23 protein-coding genes are annotated in these 26473 nt (G+C 71.3%); 9 read left to right on the top strand and 14 right to left on the bottom strand.

Annotated features, from left to right (window positions below):
- Positions 1 to 63: 63 nt before the first annotated feature.
- Complete coding sequence (locus ABEA46_RS00625) at positions 64 to 1506, top strand: DUF1254 domain-containing protein (RefSeq protein ID WP_345542378.1); 1443 nt, start codon at positions 64 to 66, stop codon at positions 1504 to 1506.
- The gene (locus tag ABEA46_RS00620) at positions 1506 to 2831 is read left to right on the top strand and encodes a DUF1254 domain-containing protein (RefSeq protein WP_345542377.1); all 1326 of its coding nucleotides are present in this window, start codon (positions 1506 to 1508) and stop codon (positions 2829 to 2831) included. The genes ABEA46_RS00625 and ABEA46_RS00620 overlap by 1 nt, the downstream gene beginning before the upstream one ends.
- A gap of 70 nt (positions 2832 to 2901) precedes the next feature.
- On the opposite strand, the gene ABEA46_RS00615 is transcribed toward ABEA46_RS00620, so the two are convergent.
- The 4 genes from ABEA46_RS00615 to ABEA46_RS00600 all read right to left on the bottom strand — a co-directional run bounded on the left by ABEA46_RS00615 (position 2902) and on the right by ABEA46_RS00600 (position 6300).
- Positions 2902 to 3609: an aquaporin gene (locus ABEA46_RS00615; RefSeq protein WP_345542376.1), complete on the bottom strand. Its 708-nt coding sequence runs from the start codon at positions 3607 to 3609 to the stop codon at positions 2902 to 2904.
- Positions 3606 to 4016 carry an arsenate reductase ArsC gene (locus ABEA46_RS00610; RefSeq protein ID WP_345542375.1) on the bottom strand — a complete coding sequence of 137 codons (411 nt, stop codon included), beginning with the start codon at positions 4014 to 4016 and terminating at the stop codon, positions 3606 to 3608. The genes ABEA46_RS00615 and ABEA46_RS00610 overlap by 4 nt, the downstream gene beginning before the upstream one ends.
- Positions 4017 to 4040: 24 nt before the next feature.
- A complete protein-coding gene (locus tag ABEA46_RS00605) occupies positions 4041 to 4919 on the bottom strand; it encodes a metalloregulator ArsR/SmtB family transcription factor (protein WP_345542374.1) in 879 nt (292 codons plus the stop codon).
- 67 nt (positions 4920 to 4986) lie between these two features.
- On the bottom strand, positions 4987 to 6300 hold the full coding sequence (locus ABEA46_RS00600; protein ID WP_345542373.1) for an FAD-dependent oxidoreductase: 1314 nt from the start codon (positions 6298 to 6300) through the stop codon (positions 4987 to 4989).
- Positions 6301 to 6389: 89 nt separating this feature from the next.
- Here ABEA46_RS00600 and ABEA46_RS00595 point away from each other — a divergent pair, with 89 nt between their 5' ends.
- Positions 6390 to 6740 carry a metalloregulator ArsR/SmtB family transcription factor gene (locus ABEA46_RS00595; RefSeq protein ID WP_345542372.1) on the top strand — a complete coding sequence of 117 codons (351 nt, stop codon included), beginning with the start codon at positions 6390 to 6392 and terminating at the stop codon, positions 6738 to 6740.
- A 57-nt stretch (positions 6741 to 6797) separates the two neighbouring features.
- On the opposite strand, the gene ABEA46_RS00590 is transcribed toward ABEA46_RS00595, so the two are convergent.
- The 3 genes from ABEA46_RS00590 to ABEA46_RS00580 form a co-directional block, all read right to left on the bottom strand.
- Entirely contained in the window at positions 6798 to 8045 is a 1248-nt protein-coding gene (locus ABEA46_RS00590; RefSeq protein ID WP_345542371.1) for an alpha/beta fold hydrolase, read from the bottom strand.
- Positions 8046 to 8093: 48 nt separating this feature from the next.
- Positions 8094 to 9827, bottom strand: coding sequence for a ubiquinone-dependent pyruvate dehydrogenase (gene poxB, locus ABEA46_RS00585; RefSeq protein ID WP_345542370.1), 1734 nt, complete (start codon positions 9825 to 9827; stop codon positions 8094 to 8096).
- A gap of 186 nt (positions 9828 to 10013) precedes the next feature.
- Positions 10014 to 11537 carry an MATE family efflux transporter gene (locus ABEA46_RS00580; RefSeq protein WP_345542369.1) on the bottom strand — a complete coding sequence of 508 codons (1524 nt, stop codon included), beginning with the start codon at positions 11535 to 11537 and terminating at the stop codon, positions 10014 to 10016.
- Positions 11538 to 11732: 195 nt separating this feature from the next.
- On the opposite strand from ABEA46_RS00580, the gene ABEA46_RS00575 reads away from it, so the two are divergent.
- A complete protein-coding gene (locus ABEA46_RS00575) occupies positions 11733 to 12707 on the top strand; it encodes a squalene cyclase (RefSeq protein WP_345542368.1) in 975 nt (324 codons plus the stop codon).
- A 9-nt stretch (positions 12708 to 12716) separates the two neighbouring features.
- Here ABEA46_RS00575 and ABEA46_RS00570 read toward each other — a convergent pair whose 3' ends face one another.
- Positions 12717 to 13361, bottom strand: coding sequence for a TetR/AcrR family transcriptional regulator (locus ABEA46_RS00570; RefSeq protein ID WP_345542367.1), 645 nt, complete (start codon positions 13359 to 13361; stop codon positions 12717 to 12719).
- A 139-nt stretch (positions 13362 to 13500) separates the two neighbouring features.
- Between ABEA46_RS00570 and ABEA46_RS00565 the strand changes: the two genes are divergently transcribed.
- A complete protein-coding gene (locus ABEA46_RS00565; protein ID WP_345542366.1) occupies positions 13501 to 14949 on the top strand; it encodes a purine-cytosine permease family protein in 1449 nt (482 codons plus the stop codon).
- Positions 14946 to 16553, top strand: a complete 1608-nt coding sequence (locus tag ABEA46_RS00560) for an amidohydrolase (RefSeq protein WP_345542365.1) — start codon at positions 14946 to 14948, stop codon at positions 16551 to 16553. Before ABEA46_RS00565 ends, ABEA46_RS00560 begins: the two co-directional genes overlap by 4 nt.
- Before the next feature lie 208 nt (positions 16554 to 16761).
- Here ABEA46_RS00560 and ABEA46_RS00555 read toward each other — a convergent pair whose 3' ends face one another.
- Genes ABEA46_RS00555 through ABEA46_RS00545 form a run of 3 tightly spaced genes read right to left on the bottom strand, consistent with a single transcriptional unit; the run spans position 16762 to position 19500 of the window.
- Positions 16762 to 17172: a (R)-mandelonitrile lyase gene (locus ABEA46_RS00555; RefSeq protein WP_345542364.1), complete on the bottom strand. Its 411-nt coding sequence runs from the start codon at positions 17170 to 17172 to the stop codon at positions 16762 to 16764.
- Between the two features lie 35 nt (positions 17173 to 17207).
- Positions 17208 to 18227: a zinc-dependent alcohol dehydrogenase family protein gene (locus tag ABEA46_RS00550; protein WP_345542363.1), complete on the bottom strand. Its 1020-nt coding sequence runs from the start codon at positions 18225 to 18227 to the stop codon at positions 17208 to 17210.
- A gap of 10 nt (positions 18228 to 18237) precedes the next feature.
- Positions 18238 to 19500 (bottom strand): multidrug effflux MFS transporter, encoded by a 1263-nt coding sequence (locus ABEA46_RS00545; RefSeq protein WP_345542362.1) that lies wholly within the window; start codon positions 19498 to 19500, stop codon positions 18238 to 18240.
- Positions 19501 to 19601: 101 nt separating this feature from the next.
- Between ABEA46_RS00545 and ABEA46_RS00540 the strand changes: the two genes are divergently transcribed.
- Positions 19602 to 20462 carry a helix-turn-helix transcriptional regulator gene (locus ABEA46_RS00540; RefSeq protein ID WP_345542361.1) on the top strand — a complete coding sequence of 287 codons (861 nt, stop codon included), beginning with the start codon at positions 19602 to 19604 and terminating at the stop codon, positions 20460 to 20462.
- A gap of 213 nt (positions 20463 to 20675) precedes the next feature.
- On the top strand, positions 20676 to 22451 hold the full coding sequence (locus ABEA46_RS20365) for an HNH endonuclease signature motif containing protein (protein ID WP_425563145.1): 1776 nt from the start codon (positions 20676 to 20678) through the stop codon (positions 22449 to 22451).
- 3 nt (positions 22452 to 22454) lie between these two features.
- Here the strand turns inward: ABEA46_RS20365 and ABEA46_RS00525 are convergent, their stop codons facing one another.
- The gene (locus ABEA46_RS00525) at positions 22455 to 23426 is read right to left on the bottom strand and encodes a GlxA family transcriptional regulator (RefSeq protein ID WP_345542359.1); all 972 of its coding nucleotides are present in this window, start codon (positions 23424 to 23426) and stop codon (positions 22455 to 22457) included.
- A gap of 70 nt (positions 23427 to 23496) precedes the next feature.
- Between ABEA46_RS00525 and ABEA46_RS00520 the strand changes: the two genes are divergently transcribed.
- Entirely contained in the window at positions 23497 to 24267 is a 771-nt protein-coding gene (locus ABEA46_RS00520) for an MBL fold metallo-hydrolase (protein WP_345542358.1), read from the top strand.
- A 147-nt stretch (positions 24268 to 24414) separates the two neighbouring features.
- Here ABEA46_RS00520 and ABEA46_RS00515 read toward each other — a convergent pair whose 3' ends face one another.
- Together ABEA46_RS00515 and ABEA46_RS00510 are read right to left on the bottom strand one after the other, a co-directional pair.
- The gene (locus tag ABEA46_RS00515) at positions 24415 to 25728 is read right to left on the bottom strand and encodes an ABC transporter permease (protein ID WP_345542357.1); all 1314 of its coding nucleotides are present in this window, start codon (positions 25726 to 25728) and stop codon (positions 24415 to 24417) included.
- A complete protein-coding gene (locus ABEA46_RS00510) occupies positions 25725 to 26468 on the bottom strand; it encodes an ABC transporter ATP-binding protein (protein ID WP_345542356.1) in 744 nt (247 codons plus the stop codon). Before ABEA46_RS00510 ends, ABEA46_RS00515 begins: the two co-directional genes overlap by 4 nt.
- Between the last annotated feature and the right edge of the window lie 5 nt (positions 26469 to 26473).

Raw genomic sequence — 26473 nt, 5'->3', positions numbered from 1 at the left:
CGAGCACACCTCCGTCGTGCGCAGACCGCACGCCGGCATTCGCATGGGGACGAAGGGAAGCGCATGGCCATCGACGGCACCCCCGGGGCAGGACTGACGAAGGAGCAGCTCGCGGAGGAGGTGACGCACCTCTCCACGCCGGATCTGCTGAAGACGCCGTTCGGTGACCTGGAGTTCTTCGACGGTGTGCCGAAGGCCGACTCGGTGCAGACCATCTTCGACGCCCTCGACCTGCTGCGCGGCATCGACGCGTTCCTCACCGCGGTGCCCGGCGCGTCGCTGGTTGCCCTGCGGCGCGGCGCCCGCTCCGTCGGCATCACCGCGCCGGACCGGATCGGCTACACCGACCCGCGCGCCAACTCGGGCAGCATGTACCTGACGGCGAACACCGAGACCACGTACGGCACGACCTTCCTCGATCTGAAGGCGTGGGGACCGACGGTGATCGAGGCGCCCCCGCAGTCGCTGTGCGTCGTGGACGACTTCTGGTTCCGCTACGTCGCGGACATGGGCATCCCCGGCCCCGACAAGGGTGCCGGCGGCAAGTACCTGTTCCTGCCGCCGGGGTACACCGGCGAACGCCCTGACGGCTACTACGTGTACGAGTCACCGACGTACACGAACTGGGTCGTGCTGCGCACGCTGGGCGGGGTCCCCGCGATGAAGCAGACGCGCATCTACCCGCTGAGCGAGGCCGGCGCCCCGCGCGAGAACACGTTCGTCAACATCGCGGACTCGCTGCAGAACACCGTCCACGCGAACGACTTCACGTTCTACGAAGAGGTCGCGCAGCTCGTCGCGGAAGAACCGCAGGCCGCTCTCGACCCCGAGCGGGCGGGCACGCTCGCGGCGATCGGCATCGAGCACGGTCACCCCTTCGAGCCCGACGAGCGGCTGCGGGGCATCCTCGACGACGCCGCCCGCATCGGCGCGGCGATCTCGCGCGCCCTGGTCTACAAGCCGCGCGACCCGGCGGCCTTCTTCTGGGAGGGCTCGTCGTGGAAGAACGCGTTCGTCGGCGGCAGCCACGAGTTCCTGCGCGGCGGGGTGCGCAACCTCGACGCGCGCACCCAGTTCCACTACTTCGCGACCGTCATCACGCCCGCGATGGCGCACGCGCAGGTCGGCGCCGGTTCGGCGTACGCCTACACCGCGGAGGACGCCGGCGGGCACGTGCTGGACGGCTCGGCGACGTACTCGCTGCGCATCCCCGCAGACGCCCCGGCGAAGAACTTCTGGTCGGTCGACATCTACGACACGCAGACGCGCTCGCTGCTGCAGTCGACGCCGTACCCGGCACTGTCGAGCCTCGGCGGCGAGGTGCAGGCAGAGGCCGACGGCTCGCACGTGCTGTGGTTCTCGCCGACGGCGCCCGAGGGCAAGGAGTCCAACTGGATCCCGACGATCCCCGGCAAGGCCTGGTTCCCGATGGTGCGCCTCTACGGCCCGCTCGAGCCGTGGTTCGACAAGACGTGGCAGCTGCCCGAGATCCAGAAGCAGGCATGATGGCTGACCTCGACGCGCTCGCCACGCAGGCCTACCTGTACGGATTCCCGCTGGTCTTCGACCTCGAGCAGGTGGTGCGCTATACGACCACCGGGGTGGGCGCGAACCCACGCGCACCGTTCAACGCGTTCTCGCACGCGCGCATGCTCGCGTCGGCGGCCGACACCTTCGTGTCGATCAACAACGACACCGTGTACTCGATGGCCTCGCTCGATCTGGGCGTCGGACCTGTCCGGCTCTCGGTGCCGGCATCCGACCGCTACTACGTGCTGCAGTTCGTCGACGCCTGGACCGACAACTTCGCCTACGTCGGCACGCGCGGCACCGGCAACGGGGCCGGCGAGTTCCTGATCGTCCCGCCCGGATGGGAGGGGGATGCCGGCGGCCTGACCGTCGTCCATGCCCCGACCCGTGTCGTGTCGATCGTGGGGCGCTGGTCGTGCGCCGGCGCCGACGACCTGCCGGCCGTCCACGCCCTGCAGGACGCCATGACACTCACGCCCGTGGATGCCGACGCCGAGGCCTCCGGCATCCCGGAGACGTCGCCGCAGGTCGACGACGTCCTCGGCTTCTGGGAGAAGTACCGCGTGTGGTCGCAGTCGTTCCCGCCCGCTCCGCGCGACGCGGCGCTGCAGGCGTCGTTCGCTGAGCTCGGGCTCACCGGCGATGTGCCCGTGGGCGAACTGACGGACGAGCAGCAGGAGGCGCTGCGAGCCGGGGCACGAGCCGGCGAAGGCGTCATCACGCGGGCGATGTCCGGTTCCGCCGCAGGGGCGAAGCCCGGCGCGTGGTCGCAGACGCTCCACGTCTTCGACTACAACCTGGACTTCTTCGAGGTCGGCACGAAGGACGACGAGGCATGGCGGATCGCCGACCCGAAGCTGCGGATCGGCGGCCGTGCGGTCGCCGCCAAGGCCGGCCTGTGGGGCAACCACGGGTACGAGGCCGCGTACGTCATGACGTTCCAGGACAGCGACGGGCAGGCCCTCACCGGCGAGCACGAGTACGACCTGCGGCTCTCGCCGCCGCCGCCGGTCGGCGCGTTCTGGTCGGTCACGATGTATGCGCTGCCCGAGTTCTACCTCGTCGACAACGAGATCGACCGCTACTCGGTGGGCGACCGCACCCCGGGGATCGTGACCGACGCCGACGGCGGGCTCACGATCCGCATCGGCCGCTCCCGGCCGTCGGACGCGGAAGCCGCGGCCAACTGGCTGCCCGCGCCGGCGGGCGCGTTCCGGCCCATCCTTCGCATGTACATGCCGGGCGACGCGGTGCTCGACGGCACCTACACGCCGCCGCCGATCACCCGCCTGGACGGCTGACGCCGACACACCACACGAAGGGGACGGGATGCCGCGAGCCGCGGCATCCCGTCCCTTCTTCGCGCAGCGCTCAGTGCCGCCGTGCCGGGAACAGCGCCGCGGCGACGCCCACGGCCAGCGCCGCGCCCACGAGCTGGGCGCCGATGAACGGCAGCGCCGAGGCAGGCGCGATGCCGGCGAACGTGTCGGTGAAGATGCGCCCGACGGTCACTGCGGGGTTCGCGAACGACGTCGAACTCGTGAACCAGTACGCCGCGCCGATGTAGGCGCCGACCGCGGCCGCGGTCACGCCGACGCTGCGCCCGGCGTGGGAGAGACCGACGATCAGCAGGACGAGTCCCACCGTCGCGACGACCTCTGCCAGGAAGGTCGCCGGCGTGGCGCGGTCGGTCGTCGAGATCGCGACCGGCACCGCGAACATCGCGTCGGCGAGCACTGCTCCGCCGATGCCGCCCGCCAGCTGCGCCGCGAGGTAGACGCCGAGCGCACCCGCTGTCAGACCCGTTCGGTCACGTCGGCCGCGCACGAGGTCCGCCAGCGATACCACGGGGTTGAAGTGCGCCCCCGACACCGGCGCGAAGAGCACGATGAGCACGCCGAGACCGAGCGCCGTGGCGAACGAGTTCTCGAGCAGCTGCAGCCCGGTGTCTGCCGACAGCCGCTGCGCCGCGATGCCCGATCCGACCACCACGGCGACGAGAAGCCCCGTGCCGAGGAGCTCGGCGAGCGCCCGGAGCCACAGCGCAGACCGGACCCGCACGGGCGCGTCGACGGTCACGGAGCGGAGGGCGTCAGCTCGCGGATGAGCTGCTCGACGCGTGCGCGGATCTCGTCGCGGATGCGGCGGACGGTCTCGGCATCCTGTCCGGCGGGATCGTCCAGCTGCCAGTCCTCGTAGCGCTTGCCGGGGAAGATCGGGCAGGCGTCGCCGCAGCCCATCGTGATCACGACGTCGGACTCCTTGACGGCGTCGACGGTCAGCAGCTTCGGGGTGCGGCCTGCGATGTCGATGCCCTCTTCGCGCATCGCCTCGACGGCGACCGGGTTGATCCGGTCCTTCGGTTCGGAGCCGGCGGACAGCACCTCGATGCGGTCGCCTGCCAGCGCCTGCAGGTAGCCCGAGGCCATCTGCGAGCGGCCGGCGTTGTGGACGCACACGAACAGCACGGTGGGGATGGTGGCCATGCAGAAAGCATAGACCACGATCTATTAATCAGGCAGTTCGGCGAGAAGTGCCCTGACCCGCTGGTCGATGTCGTCGCGGATGCGACGCACGGTGGTGGCAGGCTTGCCGACCGGATCCTCCAGGTCCCAGTCGAGATACCGTCGCCCCGGGTAGACGGGGCACGCGTCGCCGCAGCCCATCGTCACCACGACGTCCGCGGCCCGCACGGCGTCGTCGGTGAGCGGCTTGGGGAACTCCCCACCGATCGACACGCCGATCTCGTCGAGTGCGCTCACGATCGCCGCGCGCACCTCGGCAGCCGGCGCCGACCCCGCAGTGCGGACGACGACCCGGTCGCCCGCGAGCTGGCGGAGGATGCCGGCGGCGAGCTGCGAGCGCCCGGCGTTCTGCACGCATACGAACAGCACGGTCGGCTGCCGGGGCTCCCGCGCGCGGGCTCGCGTCAATCCGTCCAGCCGCGCCGCGGCGAAGGCGGCCGTGCGCGAGGCGAGCAGGCGGGTGCTGCCGGCCTCGAGCAGCCGTCGACTGTCGTTGATGCACCGGGCGACCGTCTCCCAGCTCAGGACACCCCGGTATCGCGCAGCGAGATCGTCGAGGATGCGGTCCCAGTCGGGCTCTTCGACCGGCGCCGTGGACTCGCCGAGCAGTGCGTCGACACGCTCCGCCTGGTCGGGGTGGATCGAGTACCAGACGCGGCGGCCGTCGCGCTCACGCTCGACGATGCCCTCCGCGTACAGCGCCGCCATGTGGTGACTCACCGTCGGCTGTCGCAACTGCAGCTCGTCGGCGAGCCTTCCGACCAGCGCGCGCCCATCGGCGGACTCGCGGATGAGCTGCAAGATCCGCGCGCGTGTGGGGTCGGCCACCACACTGAGCGGCGGCGCCGCGGACTCCGAAGCCATAGATGAGAGCCTATGGCTCCGGCGCGGCGCCGGGGCCGGGGCCGGACTCAGCTCGGGCACCTCCGCGTCATGAGCAGCAGGATCCGCCGCCCAGATCGGTCGAGCACACGCCCGTGGCCGGGAGCGTCAGCTGCACCTCCGTGGCCGCGCGCATGTCGCCGTCGAGCCACGCGACGACCGAGCGCACCTGCTCGTAGCCGGTCGCCAGCAGGAACGTCGAGGCACGGCCATAGGACTTCATGCCGACGACGAAGAAGCCGGATTCGGGATGCCGCAGCTCGTCGAATCCATGGGGCTCGACCGTTCCACACGAGTGCACGTTGGGGTCGATGAGCGGCGCGAGCCGCACGGGCGCCTCGACGATGTCGTCGAGTGCGAGCCGCACCTCCCGGAGCATGGCGAGATCCGGGCGGAATCCCGTCGCGTTCACCACCAGGTCGCTCCCGTGCGTCGCGGCTTCGCCACCACGGGTGCCGATCAGCAGGATGCCGTCGCCCCGGGCGCTCACGCGCGCGATCTCGAACGAGTCGAGCTTGCGGACGGCGCCGCTCGCGACGAGCCGGTCGACGCGCGAGCCGAGACGACCCCGGTCGGCGAGCTCGTCGTCAGCCGAGGACGACACCCGCACCGCCGAAGCATTGCGGATCAGCCAGGTCACGCGGGTGCCGGGTTCGTGCTCGGCGAGCTCGGCGAGCGCGATGAGCGTGTTGGCGGCCGAATGCCCCGCGCCCACGACCGTCGTGTGGCGACCGGCGAAGCGCGCCCGGTCGGCGCCGAGCACGTCGGGCAGTGCGTGGACGATCCGGTCGGCGACCTCGGCGGAGCCGATCGGATCGAGTCCCGACGAGCTCAGCGGATTCGGCGTCGTGTAGGTGCCGGAGCCGTCGATCACGGCGCGGCCCGTCAGCTCCTCGATCCCGTCCGCCGTCTCGACACGCACCACGAACGGCGTCTTCTCGCGCCCGGCCGTGCGGGTGCGATCCATCCCCTCCCGCGCGACGGCGACGACGCGCGTGCCATAGCGGATGCGGGAGCGCAGAACCTCCAGACCGGCGAGCGGCGCGAGGTACGCTTCGACGAGCTCCGAGCCGGCCGGTGCCCGATCCAGGTCGGCCGGAGGCATCCATCCGTCCGCCTCGAGCAGACGACGGGATGCGGGTTCGATCAAGTAACGCCACGGCGAGAACAGCCGCGTGTGCGCCCACAGCCGGATCGATGCCGCCGGCCCGTCGCCCGCTTCGAGCACCACGAAGTCGATGCCGCGCTCCGCCAGGTGGGCAGCTGCCGCGAGTCCGATGGGCCCAGCACCGATGATGAGCACCGGCAGGGTCGACAGCAGATCCGTCACGGTCGCGCGAGGGGTGAGGTCGAGCAGGGTCATGAGGCCTCCGAGGGCACTGTATCGATGAATGTCGATGGACAGTATGAGCCCATCTATCGACGACTGTCAATATCGACTACCATCGATGCATGCCCACGATGCTCGAGGTCACCGACGTCTCCGCCGGTTCTGTCTGCTGCGCCCCGCTCGTCACGGAGCCGCTCGGGCAGACCGACGCCGAGCAGCTCGCCGTCACCCTCAAGGCCCTCGCCGACCCGGCGCGGCTGCGACTGCTGTCGATCGTCGCGTCATCCGAGGGCCAGGAGGCCTGCGTATGCGACCTCATCGAACCCGTCGGCCTGTCGCAGCCCACCGTCTCGCACCACCTCAAGGTGCTCACCGAGGCCGGCTTCCTGTCGCGGTCCAAGCGCGGCACATGGGCGTACTACCGGCTGCAGCCCGCGGCGCTGGCGGGCGTGACGGAGTTCCTGGCCATCTGACCGTACGTTCGTCGGGGAATGGATGCCGGCGACTGCGGCATCCACCGTTCCGAAGCGTCAGCGCACGGCGCGGCCGTGGGCGATGTCGATGAGGCGCGACAGCACGTCGCCGGCGCGCAGGCCGTTGTGCTCGTGCTCGCTGGTGATCCAGGGCGTGACGCCGTCGAGCAGCGTCGCCGTCTGCATCGAGTACTCGAACGGCACGTACACGTCGTTGACGTAGACGGCCGCGGCGCCGCGCGCGTCGGAAGCCATCAGGGCTGCCTCGTCGTAGAGCCGCGGCCACTCGTGCTCTGCGAGCGCCAGCGTCACATCGCGCCACGGCTGCAGGCCGGGCACGGTGTCGAGCCACTCCCGGTGGACGTGCTCGCCCGTGAGCAGCGTCGGGTCGCTGCGGAACTGGCCGGGCTCCGTGCGCTCGGCCGACCACCGGGTGACGTGTCCGTCGGCGTAGCTGGACTCGTGGAACACGAAGTACAGCGGGTTGCGGGCGCCGTACGGCATGGCGGCGGCGAGATCGTGGCGGAGCGCGTTGGTGTGCGGCGGCAGTTCCAGCAGTGCCCACAGGGTCTGCCAGCCGTCGTTGGTGCCCAGGAGCGACCCGATCGACCGGAGACGCGACACCGAGACGACCTCGCCGTCGGGCAAGACGAGCGCGCCGTCGGCCGCGAGGTCGACGAGGCGCCGCACCGCGTCGCGGTGCGTGGGGAAGCGCCGGTAGTACCGCTCGGACGCCTGACGCATCTTGTCGTACGTGAGGGCGTAGACGTCGTCGGGATGCCGCCCCACGGCGCTCAGCCCGCCCGTGAAGTAGACGTGGTCGAGGGACGAGGCATCCGTCGACAGGTACGACAGCGCCGTGAACCCGCCGAACGACTGGCCCAGCACGCTCCACGTATCGGCCCCGAGCTCCTGCCGCACGGCCTCGGCGTCGCGCACGATGCTGTCGGCGCGCAGGTGGGTGATGTGCTCGGCGAGCGCCTCGGCGCCGCGTTCGAGGTCGGCGTCGCCGACCGGGGTCGACAGCCCCGTACCGCGCTGGTCGAGCAGCACGACGCGGTAGTGCTGCAGCGCGGCGTCGAGCCACGACGGCGCGGCCGGCGCGTGGAACGGACGCGGCGCCTCGTGCCCGGGTCCGCCCTGCAGGAACACGAGGTACGGCAGATCCTCGCCGCCCTCACGCGCGACGACCGCGGCGTGCACGTCGATCGTGCGCCCGTCGTCGGGATCGCCCCACACCAGCGGCACCGTGAGGATGTGGTCGTCGATGGTCAGGTCTTGGAGGCGTCGCGTCGTCACGGGCATGCTGCGAGCCTACGGGCTGGCTCCGACCTCCATACGCGAGGGCGATCGTCAGCCGAAGAGGCGCCGCCACACGTTCGTGTCGGCGAGGTCCAGCAGCTCGTCGCCGCGGCCCGACAGCACCGTCCGCAGCGCCCACAGCGTGAAGCCCTTGGCCTGGGCGACGGTGATCGCCGGCGGGATCGAGAGCTCCTGCCGCGCCACCACGACGTCGACGAGCACGGGGCCGGGCTCCCTCAGCGCGCGCCGCAGCGCGGGCTCCAGGTCCTCGCCGCGCTCGACGCGGATGCCCGTCATGCCCATCGCGGTGGCCACTGCGGCGAAGTCCGGGTTGTCGAGCGTCGTGCCGAAGTTGACGATGCCCGCGGCCTTCATCTCGACCTCGACGAACCCGAGGGCGGAGTTGTTGAACACGATGACCTTGATCGGCAGGTCGTTCTGGCGGATCGACAGCAGGTCGCCCAGCAGCATCGCGATGCCGCCGTCGCCCGACAGTGCGATGACCTGCCGGTCACGGTCGACCGCCTGCGCACCCAGCGCCTGCGGCATGGCGTTGGCCATGGAGCCGTGCGTGAACGACCCGATAAGCCGTCGCCCCTTCGTCATCGTGAGGTAGCGCGCGGCCCACACCACCGGCTCGCCGACGTCGGCGGTGAACACGGCGTCGTCCTCGGCGAGCTCGTCGAGCAGTCGCGCCACGAACTGCGGGTGCAGCGGCCGCTTGCCGTCGTCGACCGCCAGCCCATCCAGGTCCTTGCGTGTCTTGCGATAGTTCGCGACCGCGTCGCGCAGGTGCCCGTCGTCGCGATCGGCCCGCAGATACCCGAGGAGAGCGGATGCCGTCACGCCGACGTCGCCCACAAGGCCGAGATCGATCGGGGTGCGGCGGCCGAGCTGCTCTCCGCGCACGTCGACCTGCACGATCTTCGCTTTCGACGGGTAGAACTGCCGATAGGGGAAGTCGGTGCCCAGCATCAGCAGCGCGTCGCATTTCTCCATCGCCCGGTAGCCGGAGGCGAAGCCGAGCAGGCCGGTCATGCCGACATCGTGCGGGTTGTCCCACTCGATGTGCTCCTTGCCGCGGAACGCATGCACGATCGGCGCCTTCAGACGGTCGGCGAGCGCGAGCACCTCGTCGTGCGCGCCGGCGACGCCGGCTCCCGCCAGGATCGTCACCTTCGCCGCGCCGTCGAGGATGCCGGCGGCCTCGCGCAGCTCGGCGTCGCTCGGCACGATCGAGGGCTGCGCGGCACGGATCGGTGCCGACGGGCGCCGGGCGGGGGCATCCGCGAAGAAGACGTCGCCGGGCACCACGACCACGGCGACACCTCGCTTCTCGACGGCGGTGCGCATCGCGATCTCGAGCACCCAGGGCATCTGCGACGGATCCGAGATCAGCTCGCTGTACACGCTGCACTCGCGGAACAGGTCCTGCGGATGCGTCTCTTGGAAGTAGCCGCTGCCGATCTCGGCCGACGGGATGTGCGACGCGATCGCCAGTACCGGCACGCGGGAGCGCTGTGCGTCGAACAGGCCGTTCACGAAGTGCAGGTTGCCCGGCCCGCAGCTGCCCGCGACGACCGCGAGCTCGCCGGTGATCTCGGCCTCGGCGCCCGCGGCGAAGGCGGCCGACTCCTCGTGCCGCATGTGCAGCCAGCGCAGCCGCCCGTCCCGGCGGAGAGCGTCGGTGAAGGCGTTGAGCGAGTCGCCCGGCAGCCCCCAGACCCTCGTGACCCCCGCCTCGACGAGGGTCTGCACGAACACGTCCGCAATGCTGGTGGCCATCGCAGCTCCTCGCCTCGGGTCCTCCTTCAGCGAATCAGCGCCCGGCCGGTCGCGCAAGGCACCGGTCGGCGAATGCGGCGGGCTCGACGCGCCGAACCAGGAGATTCACCGCGAAACCCAGGGCATCGCCCCCGGTCTCGACGCGAATCCCTCGTCTCGACGAAACAGGGGATTCCGGGACGCGGGTCAGCGGGGGCTGCGGTCGCGCTGGCGCCGGGCGGTGAAGCGGCGGCGACGGCGCGGCGCCGTCGGGCTCGCGGTCTGCGCGGCGGTGGGGAGGACGATCGGCGCCGTGACGACGGCATCCACCACCATCGAGCCGTCGGTCGGACCGACGATCGCGATCGGCGTCGTCGGCGTCGCGACGGCCGGGTTGATCGGCTCGTGCGCGAGCTTGCGGTGGGCGGCGATGTACGCCGGGATGAGCACGACCACCGCGCCGAGCCAGGCGAGCGGGTTGCTCGCGGCGACGCCGATGAAGCCGAACATCGCACCGAGCACGACCGCGGCGGCGACACGCATGATGAGCTCGATCACGCCCGTGATCGTCGGGATGAGGGTGTGGCCGAGGCCCTGCAGGGCGCCGCGCAGCACGAACAGCACCGCCAGGATCCAGTAGGTCGCGCCGTTGATGGCGAGCATCTGTGCAGCCAGGCCGATGACCTCGGTCGCGGCGTCGCCGACGAACAGTTGCACGAGGTGCGCGCCGAAGGCGATGAGCAGCGCGCCGAGCACGAGGGCTGCGGCGAGCGAGATCCAGGTCGCCTGCGTCACACCCTTGCGGATGCGGTCGGGGCGTCCGCCGCCGTGGTTCTGCGCCACGAACATCGAGACCGCGAGACCGAGCGACTGCAGCAGCGCGACGGCGAGGCCGTCCACGCGCGAGGCGGCGGTGTAGGCCGCGACGGCGTCGGCGCCGAGCTCGTTGAGCGCGACCTGCACCGAGAGCGTGCCGATCGCGATGATCGAGGCCTGGAAGCCCATCGGCAGGCCGAGGCGCAGGTGCTCGGTGAGGTCGGCGCGGCTGACGCGCCAGTCCTCGCGGTGCAGGTGCAGCACCGGCACACGCCGCCGCACGAACTCGAGGCACAGCAGCACCGAGATCAGCTGCGAGACGACCGTCGCGAGCGCCGCGCCGCCCACGCCCCAGCCGAAGGTGCCGACCATGAGGAGCACGAGCACGACGTTCAGGCCGCACGCGAGCGTCAGGAACACCAGCGGCGTACGCGAGTCGCCGATCGCGCGGATGATCGCCGACAGGTAGTTGAAGAACATCATGGCGCCGGCGCCGAGGAAGCTGATCTGGGCGAAGACGATCGCGTCGTCCATGAGCTCGGGAGGCGTCTGCAGCAGCGCGAGGAGCGGGCCGGCCAGCAGGGGCGCACCCACCGTCAGCACGACGGTGCACGCGCCGGTGAGGATCGTTCCGGCGGCCACCGAGCGGCGCACGGCCGCGAAATCGCGGGCGCCGAACGCCTGCGCGGTCGGGATCGCGAAGCCCGAAGTCAGACCCCAGGCGAAGCCGAGCAGCAGGAAGATCATGCTGCCTGTCGCGCCGACGGCGGCGAGCGCATCGACGCCGAGATGGCGGCCGACGACGATCGCATCGACGAACTGGTACAGCTGCTGGACGACGTTGCCGAGGAGAAGGGGCACGGCGAACAGGACGATGACGCGCCAGGGGCGGCCCGTCGTCAGGGCGGTGGACATGAAGGCGGACTCTCGAGCGAGAAGGCGAAGACGGAGGGGCCGGAAAACGGCTGCCGATCATCCTATCGAATCGATTCGGAATTGTCTGGACGAATCTTGTGTCTTGCGCAATACCTGGGCGGCCGGATGCCGCAGGCCCGACGCCGTCGCCGGCCCAGGTACCGCGTGTCCGACGTGCGGCGTAGCGTGCCGCCCATGGCCGTCGACACGCACGTTCTGGAATGGCTGCTCGACTCCGACCCGGCCCTGCGCTGGCAGGTCGAGCGCGACCTCGCGGGCGCTCCGCCCGAGGTCTGGAAGGCGACGCGCGCCCGGGTCGCGCACGAGGGGTTCGGTGCCGCGCTGCTCGCAAAGCAGGACTCCGACGGGCGGTGGGCAGGGGGCGCGTTCTTCCCCGGCGGCACGGCGTTCTTCGACGGCCCCGAGAAGGACGAGCCCGGCCAGCCTTGGGTCGCGACCACCTGGTCGCTGCGCGACCTGCGCGAATGGGGTCTCGACGCCGCCGTGCTCGGCGACACGGCAGAGCGCATCGCGGCGAACGCCCGCTGGGAGTATGACGACATGCCGTACTGGGGCGGCGAGGTCGACGTGTGCATCAACTCCTACACGCTCGCCAGCGGCGCGTGGCTCGGCGCCGACGTGTCACGGCTCGTCGAGTGGTTCCCCGCGCACCGGCTCGCCGACGGCGGCTGGAACTGCGAGGCCGAAGAGGGCGACTCGGTGCGCTCGTCGTTCCACTCGACCCTGAACGCCGCGCGCGGCATCCTCGCGTACGAGCGGATCACCGGCGACACCGGCATGCGCGAGGCCCGTCACGGCGGCGAGGAGTACCTGCTGTCGCGGCGGCTGATGTTCCGCGCGAGCACGGGTGAGGTGGTGGGCGACTTCGTGACGAGGTTCGTCTACCCGAACCGCCACCGCTACAGCGCCCTGTACGCCCTCGACCATTTCCGCGAGGTGTCGCTGCTCGAGGGCACGCCGCCCGATCCGCGTCTGGCCGAGGCCGTAGACCTCGTGCGCGGGCTGCGTCAGCCCGACGGCCGGTGGCTGCAGAGCGCACCTGTCCCGGGCCGCACGTGGTTCGACGTCGACGTCGCCGAGGGCGAGGCATCCCGCTGGCTCACCCTGTCGGGCGCGCGCGTGCTGGAGTGGTGGGATGCCGCTGCCTGACGCCGCCCGTCAGGCAGTGGCGAGCGCGCCCGGCGCCAGCCCCAGCGCCCACTCGGCGGTGTCGGACACGAACCGCCGATAGGCCTCGTGGGTGAATCCGCCCACGTCGTTGACGTACGCGCCGTGTCCGTCGATGGCGACGAGGATGCGCACGCACGCGGCGAGCGCGTCGTCGCAGCGGAACGAGCCGTCGGCGACGCCGTCCTCGATGATCGCCAGGAGGCTCGCGACGTTGAGCGTCTCCTGCTCGCTCACCGCGACGGCCAGTGCGGGCGTGAACCGCGACAGGTGGCGGGCGTTGAGCCACAGCTTCGACAGCGGGTCGGACGACGGGTCCTCCATGTCGCGCACGAGCGTCGCCACGCGCGCGAGCGGCGATCCTTCGGACGGGTACGCGGTGTCACGCTCGCCCTCGGCGGCGCGCACGAAGGCGGCGATCACGAGGTCCTCGGCCGAGGGGTGGTAGTGCGTGATGAGCCCGGGACGCACGCCGATCCGGTCGGCGACGGCGCGCAGCGTGATGCGCTCGAGCCCTTCGGCGAGCGCGATGTCGGCGGCGGCCTCGAGGATCTCGGCACGGCGCTCGTCCGGGTGCTTGCGGACTCTGCGCGTGCTCGGCCGCGCGGCGGGTCTCACATCGGGGCTTGACACCATGCCCGCCATGTTATTGGATGTGTGACCAATAGTCTATTGTGCAATTGGCCAATAGTGCCGCTCCCGAACATCCCCACACCGCAGCAACGAAGCCGCCGGCGAATGACGACGACGTCCTGCCGTCCCGAGAGGAACCCCCGTGTCATCAGAAACGCAGACCACCAAGACACCGCCATCGGCGGGCGAGGGGTTCGTGGATGCCGCCACCCAGCCCGAGACCCGCGGCATCGAGCTCATCGGGGCAGGCGACCGCCACGGCCGCGCGCGCGACCTGTTCTTCGTGTGGGCGGCGCCGAGCGTCAGCATCCTGAACTTCACCGTCGGAGCGACGCTCGTGCTGCTGGGGCTGGAGCTCTGGCAGGCGGTCCTGGTCGTCATCGCGGGCTCGGTGATGTGGGTGTTCCCCGGCCTCATCGCGATCAGCGGTCCCGCGGCGGGCACCTCCGGCTCGGTCATCACGCGCGCCATCTACGGCATCATCGGCAACAAGCCTGTCGTCGCCTTCACGGGCTGGCTGATCGGCGCCGTCTTCCTCGCGCTCAACTGGCTGGCCTCGTCGTTCCTCGGCGCCGACATGCTCGCCGGCATGGGGCTCACCGACCCGGTGATCGTCCCGATCGCGGTCACGCTCGTCATCTCGGCGCTGACGGTGCTCGTCGCCGTCTACGGCCACGCGCTCATCCTGCGCATCTACTCGTGGCTCGCGATCGTGCTCGCCGTCATCTTCGTGACCGTGACGGCGTTCATCCTGCCCCAGGTGGACTGGAGCTACCAGGCGGCCGAACCGCTGGGCGGCGTGCCCCTGTGGTCGGCGATCACGATCGGGTTCACGCTCGTCGCGTCCGGGCCCATCTCGTACATCAACAGCCCTGACATCGCGCGCTACCTGCCGCGCTCCACCAAGCCGTCGCACATCATCGCCGCGACGGCCCTGGGCGGCGCGCTGCCCGGAGCCGTGTTCACCGTCGTCGGGGTGCTGCTGGCCACGGTCGTGATGGGCGGCATGGACGCCGGTATCGAGTCGGCGCTGCTCGGCATCCTCCCCGCGTGGCTCGGCCCGGTGTTCGTCATCGGCGTCATCGTGAACACCGTCGCGCTCAACGGCATGACGACCTACACGTCGAGCATGGCCCTGCAGGCGATCGGCCTGCCGCTGCGCCGCATCCCGGCCGCCATCATCGTCGGCGTCATCGGCACCGCGCTCACGATCTACCTGGTGCTGTCGACGAGCCTCCTCGACGCCGTGAACCTCATGCTGCAGTTCCTCGTGATCGTGTCGGCCCCGACGATGGCGGTGTTCGTCACCGACGTCGTGCTGCGGCGCAACCGGTACGACGGTGTCGAGCTGTTCGACGAAGAGCGCGGCGGACGCTTCTGGTACAGCGGCGGCTGGAGTATCCCCGGCGTCGTGGCCGTACTGGTGGGCGGTGTGGCGACGGCCCTGTGCCTGTCGACCACGGTCTGGGCGGGCCCCGTCTCGGAGGCGCTCGGCTACGTCGACCTGTCCGTCCCGGTCGGCATGCTGGTGTCGGTCGTCCTCTACGCCGCGCTGCTGCGCACTCCCCTCGGAAAGGCAGGTCGCCCGTGACCCCCACCCTCTACACGCACGCCCACGTCTTCACGGCGGATGCCCGCCGCTGGGCCACCGCGATCTTCGTCCGCGACGGCCGTGTCGCCTACGTGGGCGACGAGGCGACGGCGCGGCGCATCGCCGGGGCCGAGGCGGCCGAGGTCGATCTGGGCGGCGCCACGGTACTGCCCGGGTTCGTCGACGGCCACGCGCACATCGTCGGCACCGGCGAGGCCGCCGGGCAGGTGGACCTGTGGGGCGCCGACTCGCTGGACGAGATCCGGCGACGCATCGGCGAGTTCGCCGCGGCCCACCCCGAGGCGCCGCGGATCCGCGCGCAGGGCTGGCAGCACGCCGCCGTGGGCGGGCGGCCGACGCGCGAGCTGCTGGACGCCGTGGTCGCCGACCGTCCGGTGTACGCGGACGCGTACGACTTCCACTCGATCTGGCTCAACACCGCCGCCCTCGCCGAGACGGGTATCGACGACGACACTGCCGACCCCGCGGGCGGCATGGTCCACCGCGATGCCGACGGGCACGCCAGCGGCCTCGTCGACGAGACGGCCATGCACCTGCTGGTGCAGCCGGTGCTGCACGGATTCACCACCGACGACGACCGTGACGCGGCGCTGGTCGCGGCGCTCAACGGCTACGCCGCGACCGGCGTCACCGCGGCGACCGACATGGGGCTGGACGAGGCCGACCTCGCGACCATGGTGCGCGCCGAGCAGGCGGGAGCCCTCACCGCGCATGTCGCCGGGCACTGGCGCGTTCAGCCCACCGGCGATGAGACGCACAACCTCGTGCAGGTCGCGCGGGCGGTGGAGCTCGCCGCGACGCACACGTCGGAATGGCTCCGGGTCGTGGGCATCAAGGTGATGATCGACGGCACCGTAGACGGCTGCACGGCGGCGGTCGGCCACCCGTTCTCGGACGGCAGCGACCCCGACCCGGTCTGGAGCCTCGACGAGCTCGCCCCGGTCGTGGCGGCGGCGGACGCGGCGGGCCTGCAGGTCGCGATGCACGCGATCGGCGACGAGGCGGTGCGCATCGCGATCTCGGCTGTCGAGCACGCGATCGCCGCCAACGGTCCGCGTGAGCGCCGCCACCGCATCGAGCACCTCGAGGTCGTGGAGCGCGCCGACATCGACCGCCTCGCCGCGATCGGCATCACCGCGAGCATGCAGCCCGTGCACGCGGACCCCGCGATCCAGGCGAACTGGCGCGCGATGCTCGGCGACGAGCGCATCGACCGCGGCTTCCCGTGGCCCGAGATGACCGACGCCGGCGCCCCGCTCGTCTTCGGCACCGACTCGCCGACGTCGCCGTACGCGCCGCTGCCGAACATGTTCATCGCCGCGACGCGCCGCTCGGCGCTCGACCCGTCGCTGCCGGCCAACATCCCGGCGTACGCGGTGCCCCTCATGACCGCGATCGAGCACGCGACGCGCGACGCCGCCTGGGCGAGCCGCGCCGAGGGCTCGTACGGCCGCATCGCCGCGGGCCTCAGCGCCGACTTCATCGTGCTCGACCGCGACGTGTTCGCCGCGGCGCCCGACGAGCTGCTCGAGACCCGGGTCGTGCGCACCGTGGTCGCCGGGCGGACGGTGCACGAGGCGTAGGCGCCTGAACGTCAGGAGAGTGGATGCCGGGCCCCTGGCATCCACTCTCCTTCGGTGTCAGCGCCGGGCCACCGATCGTTGAGCGAACGCAGCGAGACGAAACGCCGCGAGCCGCCCATCGGGCTCAGCCACGCCCGCGCCATCTGCGCCCGGCCGGGTTGTCGGGAGCGCCTCACCGCGTTTCGTCTTCGCTCGTTCCTCGCTCGGCTCAGCGACCGGAGCGGCCCTCGTACTCGGCGTCGGTGATGTGCTCCTTCCAGACCGTCGACTCGGCGGGGTCGTCGGCGGCCTCGAGCATCGCGAGGTGCTCCATGAAGCAGTCGGGCGAAGCGCCGTGCCAGTGGTCCTCGCCGGGCGGGGTGTAGACGGTCTGGCCGGGGTGCACCTCGATCATGCCGCCGTCGCGCGTGCCGAACCGCGCGATGCCGTGCGTGACGCGCAGGTACTGGCCGCGTGCGTGCGAGTGCCACGCGGTGCGCGAGCCCGGCGCGAAGCGCACCAGCGCGACTGTCATGCGCTGGTCGGCCTCGTGCGGGGTGGCGATCGCGTCGACCCAGACGTCGCCGGCGAAGCGCTCGGGCGGGTTCTTGACGGTGGATGCCGTCGGCTCGATGTTCATGCGAACCTCCTTGTCGTGGCGGCCGGGGCCGCGGGTCACAGTGTCAGCAGCACCTTGGTGGCACGGCGCTCGTCCATCGCACGGTAGCCCTCAGCGGCATCCTCGAGGGGCAGCGTCAGGTCGAACACCACGCCGGGGTCGATCTCGCGGTCCCAGATGAGCCGGATCAGGTCCGGCAGAAAACGGCGCACGGGCGCCGGTCCGCCGTGCAGGTGCACGCCCGAGAAGAACAGCTCCATGCCGTCGAGCGAGACGCCGTGGGCGACGCCGACGTAGCCGATGTGGCCGCCGGGGCGCGTGGCGCGGATGGCCTGTTCCATGGACTCCTGCGTGCCGACGGCCTCGATGACCGAGTGCGCTCCGAGGCCGTTCGTGAGCTCCTTGATGCGCGCCACGCCGGCGTCGCCGCGCTCCTCGACGATGTCGGTCGCACCGAACCGCCGGGCGAGCTCCTGCCGATCGGCGTGCCGGCTCATCGCGATGATGCGTTCGGCGCCCAGCTGCTTCGCGGCGAGCACGCCCATGAGTCCGACGGCACCGTCGCCGACCACGGCGACCGTCTTGCCAGGGCCCGCTTCGGCGGCGACGGCCGCGAACCAGCCGGTGCCGAGGACGTCGGATGCCGCGAGCAGCGCCGGGACCAGCTCGGGGTCGGGCTCGCCCGGCGTGGCGACGAGGGTGCCGTCGGCGAGCGGGATGCGGGCGTACTCGGCCTGGGTGCCGATCGAGCCCATCATCACGTTGTGCACGCAGCGGGACTGGTAGCCGGCCTGGCAGATCTCGCACGTGTTGTCGGAGGCGACGAAAGAGCCGACGACGTGGTCGCCGACCTTCACGCTCTCGACGTCTGCGCCGATCTCGGTGACGACGCCGACGTACTCGTGGCCCATCGGCTCGTGGTCGACCTGCTGGATGCCGCGGTACGGCCACAGGTCGGAGCCGCAGATGCAGGTCGCGGTCAGGCGGATGACGGCGTCGGTCGGCTCGACGATCGCCGGCCGTTCGCGGTCTTCGACCCGGACGTCGCCGGGGGCGTACATGATGACTCCGCGCATGGGGTTCTCCTTAGTGTGCGTTCTCGAGGATGCGGGGCTCGCCGGCGGGTGTGGGCGCCGGCGCCGCGGCGCCTCCGCGTCGCGGGACGACGAGCAGCGCGGCGACGGCGGCGAGGACGGTGGCCGCCACGGTGACCACACCGAGCGGCAGGATGCTGGCGGCCCCGGCCAGTCCGACCAGCGGCGCCGAGACGGCGCCGAAGCCGAACCGCACGGTGCCGAGCAGCGACGAGGCCGTGCCGGCGATCTGCGGGTAGCCGACGAGGGCGAGCGTGGTCGCGGGCGGCGATGTGACGGCGACGCCGCCCGCCAGCGCGAACAGCGACACGATGACCCCCCACAGCGGCATGGGCGTGAGGCCCGCCGCCAGCAGCCCCACCGACCCCAGGCCGGTGAGCGCGACGCCCGCGGCGAGGGTGCCGCGGACGCTCCAGCGCTCGGCGGTGCGCCCGGCGAGGTAGCCGAACACCATGAAGCCGACCGAGTTGAGGCCGAACGCGGCGGCGTACTGGAGCGGCGTGAGGCCGTAGATCTCCTGCAGCACGTAGGTGGCGCCGGCGAGGTAGGCGAATGTCGCGGCGTACATGAATCCCTGGTTGAGCACGGCGCCCACGAAGGTGCGGTCGGCCAGGAGCGTGCGGTACGCGTGGGCGGTCTGCGCGAACCCGCCCCCCGTACGGCGTTCGGCGGGAAGTGTCTCGTCGAACGCGAACATCGTGACGAGCAGGATGCCCGCCCCGATCGCCGCGAGGAAGACGAACAGTCCTCGCCAGTCGACGACGCTGCTGAGCACCCCGCCCAGCATCGGTCCAACGACGGCCGCAAGGCCGCCGGCGACCGTGAGCCGGCCGTAGAAGCGGATCAGGGCGCCGTCGGAGTACACGTCGCGCCCCGCAGCCTGCGCGATCACGATGCCCACGCCACCGGCGAGCCCCTGCACCAGACGCGCCGCGATGAGCAGTTCGACCGAGGGGCTGATCGCGCACAGCAGCGAGACGGCCACGTACGCGGCGACGCCGACGAGGAGGATGCCGCGCCGTCCGTGGCGGTCCGACAAAGGCCCGGCGACCAGCTGCCCGACCGCGAGCCCCAGCAGGCAGGCGGTGATGGTCAGCTGCGCGACCGAGGTGGCGGCATCCAATTCGCTCGTCAGCGCGGGAAGCGCAGGGAGGTAGAGATCCATCGAGATCGGGCCGAAGACCGTCAGCAGCAGGAGCAGGCTCGGCAGCAGTCTCCGGCGCGTGGCGACCGGGAGAGGTGCGGGAGAAGTCATGACAACGATGCTCCCCACTGTCTCGGGATCGCGGGAGTTCCTGTCGGGACATGTACTGACAGGGCACCCCTCGTGGGTTCGAGGCGGCCTAGCCTGTCGGCATGGACAACAAGGCCGAGGTGCGCGAGTTCCTCATGACACGCCGCGCACGGGTGTCGCCCGAGGCCGCCGGCATCGCGTCGGGTTCGAACCGGCGGGTGGCCGGGCTGCGCCGCAGCGAGGTCGCCATGCTCGCCGGAGTCAGTGTCGAGTACTACGCCAAGCTGGAGCGCGGTGCGATCGCCGGAGCGTCGGCATCGGTGCTCGACGCGGTCTCGCGGGCGCTCCAGCTCGACGACACCGAGCGTGCACACCTGCTGGATCTCGCGCGCGCGGCTGACGGCATCCCTACCTCCGGACGCCCGCGCCGTCGCACGACCCGACCGGGAGCGCCCCGCGCGAGTCTGGAATGGGCGCTCGCGGCGATCACCGACGGCGTCGCCGTGGTGCGCAACCCTCGCCAGGAGATCGTGGCCGTCAACGAGCTCGGCCGGGCGTTCTACTCGCCGGTGATCGGGGACGGCGGCCGCACGCCGAACCTCGCGCGCTTCAAGTTCCTCGATCCGGCGGCGCGCGACTTCTACCCGGACTGGGAGCTGTTCGCCCAGATGTGCGTCGGGATCATGCGTGCCGAGGCGGGCCGCGACCCGCACGACAAGGGCCTGCAGGACCTCGTCGGTGAGCTGTCGACGCAGAGCGAGACGTTCCGCACACTGTGGGCGGCGCACGACGTGCGCACGCACGGCACGGGCACCAAGCGATTCGTGCATCCGGTCGTGGGTGAGCTCACCCTCGCGTACGAAGAGTTGGCGCTCACCGCCGAGCCGGGCACCGTGATGCTGATCTACACCGCCGAGCCGGGCTCGCCCTCTGCAGAACGGCTGCGACTACTGGCGTCGTGGGCGACCGCCTCAGTCTCATAGATAGGTTCGTGAACCGCCCGTATTTTCAATGCTCTGAGGCTTATGACATGTCCACGATCGGAGTAGAGTTTCGAACAGAGATTCGATCAGTGGATGCCTCGGCTTCGGTCGAGATCGGGTTGTGGATGCGGCAGCGCCGCAGGTTGATGACAGGTGCGATACCGCTTCGGCGGGGAGTCTCCGACCGTCGTCCTTCCCTGTCTGCGAGTCCTGATGCCTGCCGATCCTCCATTCGTCCCGCCGCCGGCGTTCGCCGCGACGGGTCGCTTCGTGGACGCGTTCGAGGCAGGCCGCGCGGCCCGTGCTGCGGCGGACGCGGCGGAGATCAGGGTGCTGGCGGATGCCGCGGCCGCAGTCGCGCACCAGCCGGGTGCGTCGCTGGAGCAGTTGCGGCGAGCAGAGCTGTCACGGCGGGCGCTGATCGCGGATCTGGCGACCTCGACGAGAGTGTCCGAGATCACGGTGACGCGGCTGATGAGCGAAGCGGCCGATCTGTGCGCCCGGTTCGCCGCGGGCGTGGACGCCTTGGAGCGCGGGAGCATCTCTCGGCAGCACCTGTCGGCGATCCACGACGCCGGTGAAGACATCGTCGACGACGCGGCGCGTGGCGTGTTCCTGCGGCTCGCGCTCGAACGGGCGTCCCAACTGACCCCGGGGCGATTGGCGCCGGTGCTCCGGGTGATCGCCGAACGCTTCCGCGAGCAATCCCTGGAGGAGCGTGCGGATACAGCCCGCGCGCGGCGCGACGTGATCACCTTCGACCTGCCGGACGGAATGGCCGCCCTCACTCTGACGGACGACGCGACCCTGATCCACGGCATCCACGACCGGCTCACCGCGCAGGCCCGGTCCGTGATCGCGGCCCGCCCGGCCGATGCGGACGATGCCGACGGCGACGGGCCCGTCGACACGAGGACGATGGACCAGCTGCGCGCCGACATCGCCACCGACCTGCTGCTCACCGCCGGCCCGGAGGACTGCGTCGGCGGCACCGGCCTCGCCCACATCCGTGCCACGGTGCAGGTCACCGTCCCGGTCCTCACCATGACCGGCGCCGGCGACGAGCCCTGCTTGCTCGCCGGGTATGGACCGATCGACTCCGAGACCGCCCGACGGCTGGCCGCCGGTGAGCCCGGCTGGGAGCGCGTGATGACCTCACCGGTCACCGGCGCCGTCCTCGCCGTCGACCGGTACCGCCCCGGACCAGCCCTGCACCGCTTCCTCGCGGCCCGCGACGAGCACTGCCGCTTCCCCGGCTGCCGGCGCCCGGTCTGGCGCTGCGACGTCGACCACACCCACCCGGCCGCTCACGGCGGCCCCACCCGCCACGACAACCTCGCCCACCTCTGCCGCCGCCACCACGTCCTCAAGACCATCGATGCGTGGACTGTCGAACAGACCTCGCCGGGCGTGCTGGTGTGGACCAGCCCGACGGGGCGCAGGCACACGGATCGCCCCGAACCCGTCGTGCGCTTCACCGCCGACCCCGCCCTCCTCGCGAGGCGGCGCATCATGCGCGAACCCTGGCTCGCCACCCTCGACCCACCCGGCGCCCCCAGGGGCTCCGCCGTTCTGAACGTCGACGGTCTGAACCGGACCTCCCGCGGGCGGGTCCGCTCAGGTCAGCCCGGAGTCAGCTCGGGCCAGTCCGACTCGGGCTCAAGCCGGGGCGGTGAAGGCGACGGGCTTGCCCGTGGCCTGGGCGTACGCGATCTCCCGGCTCGTGGACTCGCCGATGTACCCGCCCGGGTTGACCACCACCACCCGGTCGGCCAGGTCGATCTTGCGCAGGTGGAGGGCATCGAGGGCGCTCTTCTGCTCGGGGGTGATCTCTTCGCCCGTGGCGTGCGCGAAGACGCCCGGCGCCAGGACGATGACACCGGCGAACGTCAGCTGACGGTTGACCTCGCGCATCTCATCGGCGAACCGGGTGGAACCGCAGAGGCACACGATCTCGGGGCGATCGGTCATGGCTCGATCCTCTCGTAGAGGTCAGGCGTGCACACGGCCGCGGAACTCCGCGCGGTGCGCCGCGGGGCTCACCCCGAGCCGGCGCGAGAAGTGGTGGCGCAGCGTCACGGCACTGCCGAACCCGGACTGCTCCGCGACCAGCTCGATCGAGGCGTCGTCGGTCTCCAGCAGCAGGCGGGCGTGGTCCAGGCGCTGGGTGAGCAGCCACTGCTGCGGGCTCGTCGCGGTGCGCTCACGGAACCGGCGCGTGAACGTGCGCCGCGACAGGTGCACGGCGGCGGCCCACGTGTCCAGTTCGAGCGGCTCTGCCAGGCGCGCCCGCGCCCATGCCATCGCCTCTTCGATCGGTTCACCGCCCGCGGGATCGGCCACAGGCACCGGGATGTACTGGGCCTGCGAACCGCTGCGATGCGGGGCCAGTACGAGCGCGCGGGCGAGCGTGTTCGCGGCCGCGGCGCCGTGGTCGAGGCGGGCGATGTGCAGGCAGCAGTCGAGCGCGGCCGCGACCCCCGCCGATGTGATGACGTCGCCGTGATCGAGCCACAGCACATCGCGGCGCACCTGCACATCCGGGTACTCGGCGGCGAGCCGGTCGGCGGCGGCCCAGTGCGTGACCAGCTCGCGATCGTCGGCGATGCCGCTGGCCGCGATCACGAAGCCGCCCAGGCACAGCCCGACGATGCGCGAGCCGCGCGCATGAGCCGCGCGCACAGCGTCGAGCAGTGCGTCCGACGGCGGCCGGTCCTGCCGCCAGCTGGGCAGCACGACCATGTCGGCGGATGCGAACGCCTCCAGGCCTTCGTCGACGGCGATGCGGTACCCGGCGCCCGTCACGAGCGAACCCGGCTGCTCGGCGCACACGACCACCTCGTACAGCGGCTCGGCGCTGTCGAGCCCCGCGGCTGCGAACACGAGCGTCGGCACCGAGAGGTGGAACGGGCTGATGCCCTCGAACGCCAGCACGGCGACGCGGCGGAGGGGGGAGGCATCCATGGCCCGATCTTATCGAAATGGTGCCTTCGGGCCACTGTTGCTTCGCTGTCGGCGACGCGAGCATCGTGTCATGACCGAAACGACCGCTCCCGCCTCCCTCTCCGCCCTGCTCGTCGGCGGACCCACCCTGCAGTTCGACTACGCCGGGCTGTCGTTCCTGACCGACCCGACCTTCGACGAGCCCGGCGACTACGACGGCCCCGTGGTGCTGCACAAGCTGACCGGACCCGCCGTCCCCGCCGACGCGCTGGGGGCGGTCGACGTCGTGCTGCTGTCTCACGACCAGCACTTCGACAACCTGGATCACGCGGGTCGCGCGCTGCTCGAGCGTGTTCCCACGGTGCTGTCGACGCCCGACGCCGCAGGCCGCATCCCCGGTGTCACCGGACTCGTGCCGTGGCAGTCGACGACGGTCGGCACCGTCGAGATCACCGCCGTGCCGGCGCTGCACGGGCCCGAGGGCGCCGAGGCGCTGAGCGGCGTCGTGACCGGCTTCGTCCTGCACGCCGACGGCGAGCCCACCGTGTACGTGTCGGGCGACAACGCGTCGGTCGACCTCGTGCGCGAGATCGCCGCCCGGTTCGCGCCGATCGACGTCGCGGTGCTGTTCGTCGGCGCCGCCAACCCCGGACGCTTCGGCGACACCGACGTGACGCTCAACGCCCACACGGCGCTGCAGGCCGCCGACGCGCTCGGCGATGCGCTCATCGTGCCCGTGCACGGCGAGGGCTGGGCCCACTTCAGCGAGACGCTCGACCGCCTCGAGCTCGTGTTCGGCTACGCCGGCAAGGCCGCGCGGCTGCTGGTCCCCGTGCGCGGCGAGCGCCTGACCGTCGCGTAGCCCTCGGGCGGGGGGTGCCGGCGCCCCGGCATCCCCGTCGCGCGTCGCGCGCGCGACCGCCTGCCGCCGCTGGGCGCGTGACGCCGAGAACGGTGGATGCCGCCACCCCGCGCCCCGGTCGGGCAGGGGTGGCGGCATCCATTCGTCTCACTCGTAGCGCAGCGACTCGACCGGGTCGGCCTTGGCCGCGCGGGCGGCGGGCAGGGTGCCGGCGAGGAACGCGATCACCATCACGACGAGGATGATCGTCGCGATCGACACGGGGTCGAACGCGATCAGCGTCAGACCCGGCAGGTCGGCGAGCAGCGAGTCGGCGAGCGCGGCGCTGACTCCCGTGCCGACGAGCATCGCGATGACCACGCCGACCGCGCTCCCCAGGAACCCGAGGAAGGTCGCTTCGAGGCTGAACAGGCTGAAGACGCGTCCCGATCCCATGCCCATGGCCTTCATGAGGCCGATCTCGCGGGTGCGCTCCTGCACCGACATGAACAGGGTGTTCACGATGCCGAAGCTCGCGGCCAGCAGCGCGATGATCGCGAAGGCGTTGAGCACGAGGACGATGCCGTCGATCACCGTCGTGAAGGCGCCGATCTGGTCGGCGACCGTGGTGCCGGTGAAGCCCGCGTCGGCGAGGCGATCTTTGAGCGCGGCGATGTCGTCGTCGCTCGCGTTCTCGTCGAACCACACTGTCGCCTGGGCATAGCGATCGACCTGGTCGGCGGGCACGCCGATGTTCTGCGTCTCGAACAGGGCGTCGGTGAGCGCATCGTTCGGGATGATGCTCGTGCCGTTGGGCGAGGCGAGCGCCTCTTCGGCGACGCCGACGACGGTCGCCTCGATCACGTGCTGCTCGCGGTTCGCGTCGGTGATCGCGATCGACACCGTCGCGCCGAGGGCATCGTCGGCGCCGGCGAAGCCGAGCGGGTCGACGTACGACGTCGGCAGCACGAGCTCGTACGCATCGGTCGTGTCATCGGGGTCGACGCCGGCGCTCAGCTGGGTCGTCTGACCGGGCACGAGACTGCCCACGCTCACGACGAATCTCGTGCCGCCGTCGTGTTGGATGAAGTCGGGGCTGATCGACTTCGTGGCGTGCACGTCGGTGACACCCTCGATCGAGGCGAGCTCGTCGAGGTCGTCCGGGGTCATGGCGGTGACCGTGCCGCCGCCGTTCGGGCCGAAGCCGCCCGCCGACACCGCGTCGGGGTCGTACTCGGCCGGGCCGGAGTCGCCGCCGAAGCCGGCATCCGCATCGCCCGACGTCTTCGTGACGGTCATCGCGTTGGATGCGCCGATGCCGCTCACGGTGTCGTCGATGTAGGCGTTGATGCCGGTGCCGAGGCCGCTGGTGAGCGTGAGGGTGAACGCGCCGACGAAGATCGCGAGGATCGTCAGCAGCATGCGCGTCTTGGAGCGGAACGTGTTCGAGATCGCCGAGCCGACGAGGTCGGTGGTCTTCATGCCGCCACCCCCTCAGGAGCGGAGCCGGAGTCCTCGACGATCTCACCGTCGCGGATGAGGATGCGGCGGTCGCAGCGGGCCGCGAGCTCCTCGTCGTGCGTGACCACCACGAGGGTGATGCCGTGCTCGCGGTTCAGGGTGAACAGGATGTCTTCGACCACCGCGCCGGTGTGCGAGTCGAGGTTGCCGGTGGGTTCGTCGGCGAAGATCACGCGCGGGTTATTGACGAGGGCGCGGGCGATGACGACGCGCTGCTTCTGACCGCCCGACAGGTTCACGGCCTTGTTCTTCGCCTTCTCAGCGAGGTCGAGCTGCGCGAGGGCGGCGAGGCCCCGCCGGCGCCGTTCGGCCCGGCCGATTCCGGCGATCTTCATCGGCAGGATGACGTGCTCGAGCACCGACTGCGAGCCGGTGAGGAAGAACTGCTGGAACACGAAGCCGAAGGTCTTGTTGCGGGTGCGGTTGAGCTTCGCGCCGCGCAGCTCCCGGGTGTCGACGCCTTCGAGCGCCAGACTGCCGGAGTCGGGGGCGTCGAGCAGGGCGAGCACGTGCATGAGCGTGGACTTGCCCGAGCCGCTCTTGCCGACGATCGCCACGGACTCGCCCTCGCGGACGTCGAAGCTCACGCCCTTCAGGGCCTCGAAGCGGTTCTGTCCCTTGCCGTAGGCCTTGCGGACATCACGCGCCGAGAGGATCGGCGCCGTGGCGGGTGGGGAGGAGGACAGGGTTGCGGCATTCACTCTTC

The organism is Microbacterium jejuense, assembly GCF_039544225.1.
GTDB lineage: Bacteria > Actinomycetota > Actinomycetes > Actinomycetales > Microbacteriaceae > Microbacterium > Microbacterium jejuense.
The sequence above is the reverse complement of the archived record's forward strand: the minus strand, read 5'-3'. Positions and strand labels throughout refer to the sequence as shown.